Here is a 12,951-nt window from a genome sequence, read left to right on the forward strand (position 1 = left end):
TGAGGGCGCCGTCAGTGACGCGCGAAAGTCCGCTTGAGCCACCTCAGCAACGCGTTGATCGCTTCGATCTCGGCGAGCATGGGAGTCAGGATCTCCGGGGAACGGGCGCGTCGTCGTCGCGAGATCGGTTGATCTGCGCACTGTTGGTATGCGCGCTCTCGGCGCCCCGCTCTGATCGCCTCGAACCAGGTTCGGCGTCGTCGAGCCGTCGAGTGTCGAAGGACACACCGCGTCCGAGGTCGGATTGCGCAGTGTGTGCCGACGACGAGCCGTCGGGGGTCGCACGTCCCGGCGACGCTGCGATCTCGAACGTCTGCTGCTCCGCGACAATTCTGTCGACCGTCTCGCATCCGTAGAGTCCCCGCAAGATGTCCAGTCCCCATTCGGGGTACTCCGCGAGGGGGAGTTCGCGGTTGCGACGTCGATGTCGAAAACCTCCGAATGGTGAGTTCATGCCGAACATGGTGCCACCCTAATATGATCTACATCACGTTTTGCCCGGATTACACCGAGGCCTGTGTGATGGCCGATTTCCGCCAGAACCGGCGCGCGATGGTGTGCCACAGTGAATCGTGACCACGACGCAGGCAGCCGGTGACCTCGGCTTTGACACGTGCTATCGGGCGCTGTCGGCCCGGGACCGCCGATTCGACGGCCAGTTCTATGTCACCGTGCACACGACGGGCATCTACTGCCGCCCGTCGTGTCCGGCTCCGACGCCGCGACCCACGAACGTGTCGTTCGTCCCGACCGCCGCGGCAGCTCAGGTCCGCGGGTTCCGTGCATGTCGGCGCTGCGCCCCTGATGCCGTGCCGGGTTCACCGCAGTGGAACAGCGACGCCGACCTGGGCGTGCGGGCGATGCGGCTCATCACCGACGGTGTGGTGGAACGCGACGGAGTCGGTGGCCTCGCGGCAGCGCTCGGCTACTCGCCTCGTCATCTCAACCGGGTACTGACAGCCGAGCTCGGCGCCGGAGCGCTCGCCCTGGCCCGCGCACATCGCGCGACGACCGCTCGTACCCTCATCCAGCGCACTTCGATGCCCATGGCCGACGTCGCCTTCGCTGCCGGATTCACCAGCGTACGACAGTTCAACGACACCATCCGCGAGATCTTCGGCCTCACCCCGACGCGGCTGCGCTCGTTCGGCAGTCGCCACCCGTACCCGGGGATCGACGGCGCCGAAAGCGGTGCCACCATCGCTCTGCGGCTGCCCTACCGCGAACCCTTCGACAGCTCGTGGCCCGCGACGCTCCTCGGCGCTCACGCTGTCGACTCACTGGAGGAATACAACGTCGATCCAGCGGGCACGTGGACGTTCTCGCGCGTCCTCTCACTCCCGCGTGGGCACGCGCTGGTCCGGGTCTCGCCCGGCTCCGACGACCACCGGCGCGGTCCCTTTGTCGTGGTCCACCTGTCGCATCTCGACACGCGAGACCTGGGCGCAGGGGTGGCGCGTGTGCGGCGCATGCTCGACCTCGACGCTGATGCCGCAGCAGCCGAGAACGTATTGCGTACCGACCCCGCCCTCGCACGACTCGTCGACGCTGCACCGGGTATCAGACTTCCCGGGTCGCCGGACCCCACAGAGGCCTTGATCCGCACGATGATGGGTCAGCAGATCAGCGTGCGCGCGGCACGTCATCACATCGGTGCACTGGTCTCGGCTCTGGGGGCCGACACCGGCTGGGCGTCAGGCCCACACCGCGCCTTTCCGACCGCGGCCGCCATTGCCGAGTCCGGCGGCACGGTGTTACGAGGGCCACGCCGACGCGTCGAGGCCATCGTGGCTGCGGCATCGGAGATCGCCCACAACTCGATGGAACTTCACCCGGGGGTACCCGCGTCTGAGATGCGTGCCCAACTCCTGACGCTGACGGGAGTCGGGGCGTGGACAGCCGACTACGTGACCATGGTGGTCACCGGCGACCCCGACACCCTGCTCCACCACGACCTCGTGGTCCGGCAGGCGGCGAACGATCTGCGCATCGACCTCACCGCCACGCAGGCGTGGGCACCGTGGCGCTCGTACGCATCCATGCACCTGTGGCGCCATCGGCTCGGAACCCAGCTCCGCAAGGTCTCCTGACCTGGGGAGTCGGTGTGTCCGCGCACCACCGCACCGACGCACAGGAGACAACCATGACCACCCTCGACTCCCACGCTGGGATGAGTTGCCCCGCCAGCTCGGCACAGATCGCTGCGCCGGCCTCCCCCGACCCCGCCCCGGATGCCGCGGCGGCCCACGTCACCATCTCCACGCCGACCGGCCCGTTCACGGCTGTTGTCGACGACTCCGGTGCGGTTCTGGCGTCCGGCTGGACCGACGACGTCGAGTCACTGTTGCCGTCGATCCACCGAACGCTCCGCCCGGTGTCGTCGCGATGGTCCGACAGCCTCTCGACTGTGACCGACGCGGTGGAGGCCTACTACGCCGGCCAGCTCTCCGCGATCGACGCGGTGAGCGTCAGACAACGGTCGGGCCCCTACATGGAGAAGGTGTGGGAGGCGCTGCGGCAGGTCGAAGCCGGCAACCCGAGGTCCTTCGCCCAGCTCGCCGAGGCCGCAGGCCACCCGACAGCCATCCGGGCCACGGCCGCCGCATGCACGAGGAACGCCGTGACGCTCTTCGTCCCCTGTCACCGTGTACTGCGTCAGGACGGCACCGTTGCCGGCTTCCGCTACGGGAAGGCACTCAAGCAGTGGTTGCTCACCTACGAGACGGCGGGATTCCGACATTCTGACCGCATTCGTCGCCCCAGCCGCAGTCCTCACGCACTGACCTGCGACGATGCCGTGCCCCCGAAACATGTCGGTATCGACCGGCACCATCAGGGCATGTTGTTCGTCAGCCTCGCCCTGTTCGTTGGTCTGCTGCTCGGCGCCGTTGTGGGCTGGCTCGCCAACGCCTCCCGGTCTGCAGCCGCCGTCTCGGCCGCCCGAACCGAGGCCGACGCGCTGCGTACATCGCAGGAACTGGCGGCGCGCTCGCTGTCGGCGGCCAGCGAGGATGCGGCGCGCCGGCAGTCGACGGCGATCGGCTCCCAGGTCAACCACATCGTCGAACCACTGCGTGGCGTACTCGGTCAGTTGTCGGAGGAGCTCCGCAGGGTCGAGCACAACAGGATCAGCGCGTACTCGGGTCTCGCCGAACAGGTCCGAGGGATGCACACCGCGTCACAGCAGCTGTCGCACGAGACCCGCGCGCTGGCCAACGCACTGCACACGCCGCACGTGCGCGGCCGCTGGGGCGAACTCCAACTCGAGCGGGTCGTCGAGCTGGCGGGCATGAGTCAGCATTGCGACTTCAGCACCCAGGTGTCGGCCGAGTCGGAGGCTTCGGGCCAGGTGCGTCCCGACATGGTGATCCATCTGGCGGGCGATCGGAGCATCGTCGTCGACGCCAAGGTCCCGCTGCACGCGTACCTCGCCGCCAGCGACAGCGACGACCCCGACAAGCAGGCCGCGCACCTGGACACCCATGCCCGGGCGGTCAGAACACATATCGCGCAGTTGGCGTCGAAGTCCTACTGGACCGCATTCGCGAACACCCCTGAAATGGTCGTGCTGTTCGTACCCGGTGACGCGATCCTCGACGCTGCGGTACGCGCCGACCCCGGATTGATCGAGTACGGGTTCACGCGCAATGTCGTCCTGACGACACCGACGAGCTTGATCGCACTGCTGCGCACCGTCGCACTCGGATGGCGTCACGATGCGCTCGCCGCCGATGCCGCGACCATTCGTGAGCTCGGGGTCGAACTCCATCACCGTCTCGCCTCGCTCCTCGGCCACCTCGACAAAATGGGCATCTCACTTCGCCGAGCGGTCGAGTCGTTCAACTCGACGCTCGGCGTAGTCGACAGCCGCGTCGGAGTCACGGCACGCAAGCTCGCGTCGCTCGAATCACTCGGTGTCGTCTCCGAGCCTGCACAACCGAGTTCCATCGACGTCGGGGTGCGCTCGACGCCGGGCACGGTCGGCTCGCCGTCCGATTCCACCTCGCGGATACCGGACGAACCAGACGCGCGCGCAACATCGACCTCTGGTTAAGGGAAATCCAGGGATCACCCGGTACCGTCTAGGGGTGCCTTTCCCGCAGCGAAGCCGTTCCGCGGTGCCAGTCGACCAACAGTCGGTACTGCCCAATGTCCGGGGTATCCCCTGGTGGGGCGCCGTTCTGGTGGCTGCGATCTTCACCGCCGTCGGCGCGGTCATCGACGCCAATCAGAACGACAGCCTGGGCTCGGTCTTCAACTTCTTCTATCTCGTCGGATGTGTCCTCGCAGTTCTCGCTGTGCGCAGGCGTGCCTTGTTCACCGCCGTCGCCCAGCCACCGCTGATCGCATTCGGCGTGGGTGTGATCACCCTGTACGGCCTCAACGCCGACGACGCATCGGGGCTCAAGAGCCTGATCTTCAAGGTGCTCCTGCCGATCGCCAATGACTTTCCGTGGATTCTGGTCACCTTCCTCGTCACGTTGGCTCTCGGCGTCGGTCGCTGGTACACGACCCGCGGGCAGGCCGAGACCGAGTCACCGACGACCAAGCGTCGGGCCCCGCGCTCGGCCGCATCGCGCGCACCGCGGAAAGCGTCGTCGAAGACGTCCACTGCACAGCGTTCCGCCCCGAAAGATGGCGCCGCCGCACATGGTTCGGCCACAAGGAACGCCGACAGGAAGGGCAGCGCCGCAGGTTCGGCCACGAAGTCCGGGGCGACGGGTGCGCGCCCTTCGCGTGCCACGAAGTCGCAGTCCGACAAACCCACTCGCTCGCGCAGGGCGCCCGCGCCGGCTGACGAACCCCGCACCCGTCGCGCCCCCGCGGACGATAAAGGTCGCGAACGGCCAACGCGCGAACGACCGGCTCGCGACCACCGCGGTGACATGCCGGAAGGCACGACGACCGACCGTTCCAGCCGACGAGACGATGCGCCGCAGCGGAGCCGTGAGGCTGCCGATCCCCGACGTGAGCGCCCCACCCGCGATGACGCGGCACGCCAACATCCCCCGCGCAACGCGGCGACGCAGGATCCGCGACGACGGGCCACCGCTGGCCAGGTTCAGCGGACCGCCGCGGGTGAGCGGCTCGACGGCCATACGACGGTGCACGCGTCAGCTGCCGCTGATCTCGACCGCTACGAGCCGGCAACGCGTTCCGCCGGCTCGGCCGTCTACCAGACCACCCGGGCACGCAACCAACGGTGAATTCCGGTTAGTGACCGCCGACGTCCTCGAGCCAGTCACCGAGTAGTCGGGCGGCGTCGTCGACCATCGACGGCCAGTCCATCGCCTTCTCGTCTGCGGTGTCGCTGACCACCTTGACCAATCGGAATCCGACGTCGAAGGCTGCGGCGACATACGCGACCGCGCAGCCCTCCATGTCCACGAGGTCGGCGTGTGCGGCGAGCCCGGCGCGCCGTACCGGATCGGCGACGAACGTGTCGCCCGAGGCCAGCACCGAACCGTCGCCGTCTGCCACCTCCCAGCGGTCGACGATCGGGTAACCCATCGCACGCAATTCGGGGGCGCTGATGTCGTGCTCGATGACCACCGACGGAAGGAACAGTCCGGCGTGGTGGTCGTGCAGCGCTCCTGCTGTGCCGATGTTGACGATGAGTCTCGTGGGCGGGGCCGCCGGGTCGGCGAGTGCGCGGGTCAGCGCCTCGGTGGCTCGCATTTTTCCTATTCCGGTGACGAGGAGCCGAGCGCTGTCGGGGACATACCGCGCCTCGGCGCGGGTGGCCGAGACCACCAGGATCGACGGATCGAAGTCAGGGCTCTGCGTCGTCGAGGTCGTCGTCGAAGTCACCAGTCGTGTCCTGCCAGTGCGAGTGTGGCCCGTGCGGCGTCGCCGAGCGCAGCCCCGTATCCAGGACCGTGCCTGACCGTGTGCACCGCGAGCGGGTGCAGCTGGTGAACCGGAACACGCTGCTGCCATCCCGCGATCAGCGGATGCACCCGCTCATAGGACTCGACGATCCGGTCGAGGTACGGGCAACCGAAGAGGGCAAGCATTGCCAGGTCCGTCTCCCGGTGCCCGCCATGGGCGGCCGGGTCGATGAGAACCGCACCGTCGGGAGTCCAGACCACGTTGCCTCCCCAGAGGTCGCCGTGGAGACGTGCCGGCGGTTCGCCGTCGTCGAACCTGCCCGAGGCAACGAGGTCGCAGGCGCGTCGGGTGACTTCGGCGTCGCGCGGGGTCACGTTGCCTGCATCGACACCCGCGTCGAGGAACGGCAACACGCGTGCTGCGGCGTAGAACTGCCCCCATGTGTCGCGCGTGACGGTCGGAAGCTGCAGTTTCCCGATGAACTGTCGTCCGGTGTAACCGTCGGGTGGAGAACCGAAGTGCGCGGCACCGGAATCGTGCATATGGGCGAGCATCGCGCCGAGGTCGTCGGCTGCCGCCGTCGAGGCACGGCCGGTCGCCAGCCGTTCGAGTTCGATCTCGTCGGTCGACACCGAGACCACGTCGACGACGCGCGCTCCGCCCTCCGCCAACCAACGCAGCGACTCGGCCTCGGCGGCGAAGAAGTCCGCGTCCGCCCCCGGCGCCGCGGTTTTGACGAAGGTGTCGGTCACCTGCGGTCCGCTGCAGTCCCTGACTGCGCGTTCTGTTCCGAACGCGTCTCGAGCGTCGTGCCTGCGACGCGGCCGAGGTGATCGAACTGGTTGTTGGCGACACGCATGACGATCTCGTACGGCAGTGCGAATTTGCGCGCCCACCAATACCCGAAGCGAGTGTCGAAGGAGGTGTAGACCATGTACTTGTTCTTCCGCACGCCTGCGAGGATCTTGGCCGCTGCCGATTCCGGGCTCACCGAGATCCGATGGAAACGACTGATCTGCTTGGCAACTCGTGGATCGTCGCGATCGACTCCGACGATGCTCACCGTGTTGACCAGTGGTGTGGCGACTGCCCCGGGACAGACCAGCGAGACACCGATGCCGTGACGACGCAGATCGAACCGGAGTACATCGGACACGCCGCGGATGCCGAACTTGCTGGCGCTGTAAGCGGCGTGCCACGGTAGCGCGAGAAGTCCCGCCGCCGACGACACGTTCACCAGGTGACCGCCTTGGCCCCGTCGAACCATCTGCGGCACAAAGCATTCGATGACGTGGATGGGACCCATCAGGTTGACGTCGACCATCGATCGCCAGTGCTTGTGCTGGAGATTCTCGACGGTGCCCCACACCGATATGCCCGCCACGTTCATCACCACGTCCATCACGCCGACCTCGGCGTCGACTTGATTCGCGAACGCAGCGACCCACTCGTAATCGGAGACGTCGCCGGCGAGGTGGAACAGCACGTCACCACCGGCAGCAGTGATCTCCGCGACCACCTCGTCGAGTGGTTCGGGATGTAGGTCGGTCAGTACGAGCGCGGCACCTTCTGCTGCGGCTGCTTCGGCAGTTGCCCGTCCGATTCCGCTCGCCGCACCGGTGATCAGCACCTTGCGACCGCGCAGCGTCGGTACCGGCGTCTTCATGACGACGAGATCGCGGATTCCCATGGTTTTCAACACTAGCCGTGTGCACGTAACTCGCGGGTGCGGACCGGATTCCCGAGCGGCTGGGATTCCGCCACTCAGCCGACGGGCAGCTTGCCGTCGAAGAGTCCGTAGAGGATGTCGAGCATGGCGTTGAGCACCTGGGCCGAGACGTCGGGACCCTGCGACAAGAGCAGCTGACCGATCTCCTTCGGATCACCCGACTTCAGCAGTTGCTGGACGAACGGGATGACCAGGGACAGCCCCCCGTCGGAGTTCGGTGTGCTCGTCTCCGGGGTACTCGGCGGCTTGTTGAGGGTGTCCGCCGACGGCGACACCGCACCCGGGTGCGCGTAGTTGAGGATGCCGTTGGTGATCGCCATGGCGTACTTCAACTGTCCGTCGCGACCCGCGAGCGCTGCAGCTTCGGCGGGATTCGACAGATTGCCCATCTCGATGAACACGGCGGGAACCGTCGTGAGATTCACTGCTGCGATGTCGGATCGGGTCTGGATGCCGTTGACGACGCCCGCATAGTTCGCCGACGGGAAGCCAGCCTTGACGAAGGCGTCGCGCATGATGTTCGACGCCTTGCGTCCCTCCCCACCCTGGACCGCGTTGGCCTTCGCGTCGGGCAGCGGGAGCGTTGGCACGATCATGTGGAAGCCCTTCTTGCCCGCGTCGGCTCCCGCGGCCGTCGAGTCGGCATGCAGGCTGACGGCGACCGCGGCGCCCGACCGGCTGGCCGCGGCGGCGCGTTCGTCGACGCATCCACCCCAGCCGGTGTCGTCGGGCCTGCTCAGCACGACGCGCGCACCCTGGCTTTCCAGACCGGCTTTGACCAACTGAGAGATCTGCCAGTTGACCGTGTGCTCGGCAGCCCCGTTGACTCCGGTCGCGCCGGTGGTCTGACAGTCCTTCTTGCCACCGCGACCGTCTGGCACCTGCGCCGACAGGTTGTGGCCTGCCGAACCGCCCTGATGTCCGGGGTCGAGGAACACGGTCTTGCCTGCGAGGGTCGAGCCGGTGGCCGGCTGCGAGGACGGTGCCGTGGGTGCGGGCGCTGCTGCAGCAGTGCCGAGGCCCGTGGTCACGGCGACGGTTGCGGCAGCGGCGAAGGCAACCGCGGCGGTGGCAGCGGATACACGCGTCCGCAGGTGTCGTTTCTGGGTCATCACGGTTTCGGGCGCGCAGGATCGGTGTTCACCGAGCGCACCTCACTCCTTCCAAGACGCAACACTAGTCACAACAGTCACAGCTTTAACAGCTAAGCAGCAGAGTGCGCAATGCGGAAATCAGTGACCTGGGACGACGGGATTCGTTAGGCAGCTGTGACGTGACCGCAATCGGCGGCAGGCTCGGACCGTTCAGCCCGCATCGGGTAGATATCGGGTGATGTGCAGGATGCCGAACTCGTCGTCGAGGGTCTCCGGCGTGGCCAGGACCTCGGCGAGTGCCCGATCGGCCACGGCGGGGTCCATGTCCGATCCGATGGCGACGATCCGGGTGCGGGGTTCCTCTCCCGCCCAGCCGCTACGGGAGACCCGGACGAAACCACCGACGCCGTGCACGACATACCGATCTCGGTTATCCGGGTAGGTCGAAACGCACCACACCCTTGATGCGGTAGCAGCCGACGGGCGGGTCGCGGAGCAACGCGGCGAGACGACGAGGATCGACCGGGTCGGGCGTGTCGAGCTCGACGGAACTGTAGGCGTCGTGGAGATGACCGTGCGGTCCGTGGTCGCTGACTCCGTGGTCGTGGGTGTCTCGTGCAACCTCGGAGATCATCAGGTCGTCGAGGGTGAGCTGGCGCGGCGTCGAGACGTCCTCGGGTGGTCGGACCAGTCGATCGAACAGCAACTCCGGTTCGACCTCGCCTTCGGCGACGGCGATGGCCGGTGCTGACGGATTCACCTGCCGAACCGTGGCGAGCAGATCCGGGAGCCTGTCAGCGTCGACGAGGTCGCTCTTGTTGACGACGACGAGGTCGGCGATCGCGATATGTGAGTCCACCTCGGGGTGTTTGGCACGCAGAGCGGCGAACCCTGCGGCATCGATCACGTAGACGAGTCCGCCGTAGCGCAACCCCGGGTCGGGAATACCGGTGACGAGGCGGACAAGCGATTTCGGCTCGGCGATCCCGCTCGCCTCGATCACGATCGCATCGAGCCCCGCTTCCGGTCGCGCCAGGGCAGCAAGCGCCGCATCGAGCCCGTCCCGATCGACCGAGCAACACATGCAGCCGTTGGTCAACGTCACCGCACCATCGGCCTGCCCCGCCACCAGGAGCGCGTCGATGTTGATGGCGCCGAAGTCGTTGACCAGGACACCGAGGCGTGCACGGTCACCCGCTCCCCCGGTGCGGAGGAGGTGGTTGAGGACTGTCGTCTTGCCCGCGCCGAGGAATCCGGCGAGGACCACGACAGGGACCGGTTCGTCACTCACGTGGGCGGGAGTCATGCGCGGGCGCCGGAGAGCCCGTCGAAGCAGTCGGGGCAGATCACCGCGAGTTCGCGGCCCTGTCGGTCGGGGTAGTTCTCGACGTTGCTCGTCGCCGCGCCACATTCACCACAGCGACCGAGCACCGCAGCGTCGTCGGAGAAGTTCACCGTCATCCGCTTGTCGAAGACGTAGAGCGAGCCTTCCCACAGACCGTCGTCGGCGAACTGCTCGCCGTAGCGGACGATGCCCCCGTCGAGTTGATAGACCTCGGAGAAGCCGCGCTTGCGCATCAACATCGAGAGCACCTCGCATCGCACGCCACCCGTGCAGTAGGTGACGACGGGGCGGTCTTTGAGGTGATCGAACGCGCCGCTGTCGAGTAGTGGCACGAAATCACGCGTGGTCTCGACATCAGGGACGACAGCGCCGGCGAATCGGCCGATCTGCGCCTCGATCTGGTTGCGTCCGTCGAAGAACACGACGTCGTCGCCGCGTTCGGATACCAGACGGTGTACACCGTCAGGGTCGAGTCGCTCGCCCCCTCCGATGACGCCATCCGAGTCGACGTCGAGTTCGTCCGGCGCGCCGAACGTCACGATCTCGGGCCGTACGCGCACGACGAGCTTCGGGAAGTCGTCGCCCAGGCCGCCGGACCATTTGATGTCGACATCGCGAAATGCGGGGTACTCCCGCAACTTCCTGACGTAGCGTTTGACGCTGTCGAGTTCGCCGCCGACGGTGCCATTGATACCGTGCGGGGACACGATGATTCTTCCGCGAAGACCAAGCGATTCACACACGGTCATTTGCCACAGGCGTATCGCGTCAGGGTCCGGAAGCGGCGTGAATACGTAGAACAACACGATCTTGGGGGTCGACACAGTGCAAGGGTACGGTCGCCGCCGCGCGCGTTTTCTGGCGGTTCCCGCCTTCGTCGCTGCCGCAGCCCTCGGAGTCGCGCTCACATCGTGTGGCTTGAACACCGACACCACGCCGTCGTCGATCGTTCTGCCGGCGACAGACAATTTGTCGACGGAATCGGATTATCCGACAACATCGACGTCAATCGTCACACAAAGTCGTACGGCAACCTTCCTGGCCAGCGACACCATCGGGCGCGTGATAGCAACGGCACCACGCGCAGACAATTCGCGATATCACCAAGGTTCGACGACGCCCGATGGCGAAGTCCGTGACACGTCAGGCTTTCACTTCACAACCCCGGACAAAGCCGTCAGTTGTTCCACCGAGATCAACGTCGAGGCTTCACGTCGTGCTCTGACGTGCCGGGCGAATGACAACCAATCATCCGCGACGCGCCCGGCCCGCACGCCGCGCTCCTGTGTTTGGGCTGAGAATCTCGTGGTCTTGACTGCCGAACGTGCACAGCAGGGTGGTTGCGAGAATGAGCATACGGTTTTATTCCGCAGCGCAATCGTCGACGATGGCATGACCATTTCGGTCGGTAGATTCTCCTGCCTCAGCGACAGCTCGGGAATCTACTGCCTACAGTCCGACTCGCAATCGGGATTCTCGCTCGGCACAAAGGGTTTCACACTCATCAATGCCGTGGACAAGGCGCCGGTATCGCTGAGAGACGCGCGCGAAAACGAGGTCGGGACAACTACGACAACAGGGGTCGACCAGCCCGGCGTCGACAACCCGACGTCTCCGACGAACTGAAACTGTCATTGTTTGATCAGCAATGCTCAGTAGTGACGCAAACCGCATTTACAACACCTGAACGCTCGGCACCACTCGTAGACCGGCCAGTCAGTACGAATTGCGATTCCGGATGCGCAAACAAACGGTGTATAAAAGAATGCATATACCGTCCGGCTCGACAGATCGTCAGCGTTCTCGACGTTCACCGAAACGTTCTGACGTGCCCACCGACTGTCGGCCGACACCGCACCCAGTCCAGTGCAAGCAACAACCGGAGGGAAAATGGCAAAGAAGGAAATCGTTCAGGTCATCGACGACGTCGACGGCAAGGTGCTCGACGAGTATGAAACCGTCCGCTGGAGCCTCGACGGCAAGAGCTACGAGTTCGACACGTCATCAAAGCATGCACAGCAGTTCCGTGACGGACTCGCTAAATACATTTCGGTATCTCGTACCGGTGGTTCACGCGCGCCGAAGCGTGCAGCGCAGAACTCCAGCGGAGGCCGGAGTAAAGAGCAAACGCAGGCAATCCGGTCGTGGGCAACCAAGAACGGATATGAGGTCAGCGATCGGGGTCGCATTCCGCTGAACGTCCTCGAGGCTTTCGAAGCCGCGCACTGACGGAGGCACCGACCGGGGTGCGCGTGCTCACCCGAGGCGAGAGCTGCGCCGCTGCCCGCGCACTACCGCGCGGGCAGCGAGTGAATTTGGTTCCCTCCGTGTCGATGGTGTAGTTTCGCCTTTGCGCTTCGGACGGGTTTCCGAGACGTCAAGTGATGAATACGGGGCTATGGCGCAGCTGGTAGCGCACCACACTGGCAGTGTGGGGGTCAGGGGTTCGAGTCCCCTTAGCTCCACCGACAAACTCCCTCCGACCTGCGGTCGGAGGGAGTTCTCGCTCGTACGCGGACCTGCGCCACACGGCTCGGAGCTCACCGCGTCGGTCGTCCCCTGGACTCCGTCGGCCCCGATCCTGTACGACATCGCGATGGTTCCGAGTCCCGTGGTGTACGAATCGACAAGCGTGAGCGCGCATGGATTCACCAGTTCATCGAAGAGCCGCCTACCGGAGCCGAGGATCAGCGGGTGGACAAAGAGTCGAAGCCCGTCGAGCAGTCCCGCCCCGATGAGTGTGCGGACGAGCACACCGCTACCGAGGATGGTGACCGTGCCGTCACCGTCTTCCTTGAAGGAGCGCACGGCCGAGACCACCTCGCCACCGATCGCATACGTATGACGCCAATCGAACCTCGTCATCGTGTTCGTGACGACGTATTTCTCCGCGGAGTTGAGCTGGGCCGCGACCGGGTCGCTGTCCGCGACGAACGGCCAATGAGCCGCCA

General features: G+C 65.9%; 11 protein-coding genes, 1 tRNA gene and 3 pseudogenes. 7 read left to right on the top strand and 8 right to left on the bottom strand.

The genetic code is table 11. The annotated features are described in order from the left end of the window. Positions 1 to 85: 85 nt before the first annotated feature. A complete protein-coding gene (locus GOOTI_RS19240) occupies positions 86 to 454 on the bottom strand; it encodes a hypothetical protein (RefSeq protein ID WP_233425543.1) in 369 nt (122 codons plus the stop codon). A gap of 118 nt (positions 455 to 572) precedes the next feature. Here GOOTI_RS19240 and GOOTI_RS19245 point away from each other — a divergent pair, with 118 nt between their 5' ends. From GOOTI_RS19245 to GOOTI_RS19255, 4 genes and pseudogenes are all read left to right on the top strand, one after another. After that, positions 573 to 2,090: an Ada metal-binding domain-containing protein gene (locus tag GOOTI_RS19245; protein WP_007240276.1), complete on the top strand. Its 1,518-nt coding sequence runs from the start codon at positions 573 to 575 to the stop codon at positions 2,088 to 2,090. Between the two features lie 401 nt (positions 2,091 to 2,491). Further along, positions 2,492 to 2,665 (top strand): annotated as a pseudogene (locus GOOTI_RS26905) (methylated-DNA--[protein]-cysteine S-methyltransferase); the annotation flags it as partial. A 174-nt stretch (positions 2,666 to 2,839) separates the two neighbouring features. Beyond that, positions 2,840 to 4,054 carry a DNA recombination protein RmuC gene (locus tag GOOTI_RS26235; protein WP_039994380.1) on the top strand — a complete coding sequence of 405 codons (1,215 nt, stop codon included), beginning with the start codon at positions 2,840 to 2,842 and terminating at the stop codon, positions 4,052 to 4,054. A 34-nt stretch (positions 4,055 to 4,088) separates the two neighbouring features. After that, complete coding sequence (locus GOOTI_RS19255; protein ID WP_233425544.1) at positions 4,089 to 5,207, top strand: DUF6542 domain-containing protein; 1,119 nt, start codon at positions 4,089 to 4,091, stop codon at positions 5,205 to 5,207. A gap of 7 nt (positions 5,208 to 5,214) precedes the next feature. On the opposite strand, the gene GOOTI_RS19260 is transcribed toward GOOTI_RS19255, so the two are convergent. The 6 genes and pseudogenes from GOOTI_RS19260 to trhO all read right to left on the bottom strand — a co-directional run bounded on the left by GOOTI_RS19260 (position 5,215) and on the right by trhO (position 10,824). After that, on the bottom strand, positions 5,215 to 5,811 hold the full coding sequence (locus GOOTI_RS19260) for a nucleosidase (RefSeq protein ID WP_007240279.1): 597 nt from the start codon (positions 5,809 to 5,811) through the stop codon (positions 5,215 to 5,217). Continuing rightward, positions 5,808 to 6,584 (bottom strand): fructosamine kinase family protein, encoded by a 777-nt coding sequence (locus GOOTI_RS19265; RefSeq protein WP_007240280.1) that lies wholly within the window; start codon positions 6,582 to 6,584, stop codon positions 5,808 to 5,810. The genes GOOTI_RS19260 and GOOTI_RS19265 overlap by 4 nt, the downstream gene beginning before the upstream one ends. Further along, a complete protein-coding gene (locus GOOTI_RS19270; protein WP_039994371.1) occupies positions 6,581 to 7,522 on the bottom strand; it encodes an SDR family oxidoreductase in 942 nt (313 codons plus the stop codon). The genes GOOTI_RS19265 and GOOTI_RS19270 overlap by 4 nt, the downstream gene beginning before the upstream one ends. A 74-nt stretch (positions 7,523 to 7,596) precedes the next feature. Next, complete coding sequence (locus tag GOOTI_RS19275) at positions 7,597 to 8,673, bottom strand: N-acetylmuramoyl-L-alanine amidase (protein ID WP_007240282.1); 1,077 nt, start codon at positions 8,671 to 8,673, stop codon at positions 7,597 to 7,599. Between the two features lie 192 nt (positions 8,674 to 8,865). Further along, positions 8,866 to 9,946: pseudogene (locus GOOTI_RS19280) on the bottom strand (CobW family GTP-binding protein). An 11-nt stretch (positions 9,947 to 9,957) separates the two neighbouring features. After that, entirely contained in the window at positions 9,958 to 10,824 is an 867-nt protein-coding gene (gene trhO / locus GOOTI_RS19285) for an oxygen-dependent tRNA uridine(34) hydroxylase TrhO (protein ID WP_007240285.1), read from the bottom strand. Positions 10,825 to 10,918: 94 nt separating this feature from the next. On the opposite strand from trhO, the gene GOOTI_RS19290 reads away from it, so the two are divergent. The 3 genes from GOOTI_RS19290 (at position 10,919) to GOOTI_RS19300 (ending at position 12,465) form a co-directional block, all read left to right on the top strand. Continuing rightward, on the top strand, positions 10,919 to 11,626 hold the full coding sequence (locus GOOTI_RS19290) for a hypothetical protein (RefSeq protein WP_138985316.1): 708 nt from the start codon (positions 10,919 to 10,921) through the stop codon (positions 11,624 to 11,626). Between the two features lie 264 nt (positions 11,627 to 11,890). Then, entirely contained in the window at positions 11,891 to 12,229 is a 339-nt protein-coding gene (locus tag GOOTI_RS19295) for a histone-like nucleoid-structuring protein Lsr2 (protein ID WP_007240287.1), read from the top strand. 163 nt (positions 12,230 to 12,392) lie between these two features. Then, positions 12,393 to 12,465: transfer RNA gene (locus tag GOOTI_RS19300), tRNA-Ala, on the top strand. Positions 12,466 to 12,610: 145 nt separating this feature from the next. On the opposite strand, the pseudogene GOOTI_RS27305 reads toward GOOTI_RS19300, so the two are convergent. Then, positions 12,611 to 12,951 (bottom strand): annotated as a pseudogene (locus tag GOOTI_RS27305) (dihydrofolate reductase family protein); the annotation flags it as partial.

The organism is Gordonia otitidis NBRC 100426 (assembly GCF_000248075.1).
GTDB lineage: Bacteria > Actinomycetota > Actinomycetes > Mycobacteriales > Mycobacteriaceae > Gordonia > Gordonia otitidis.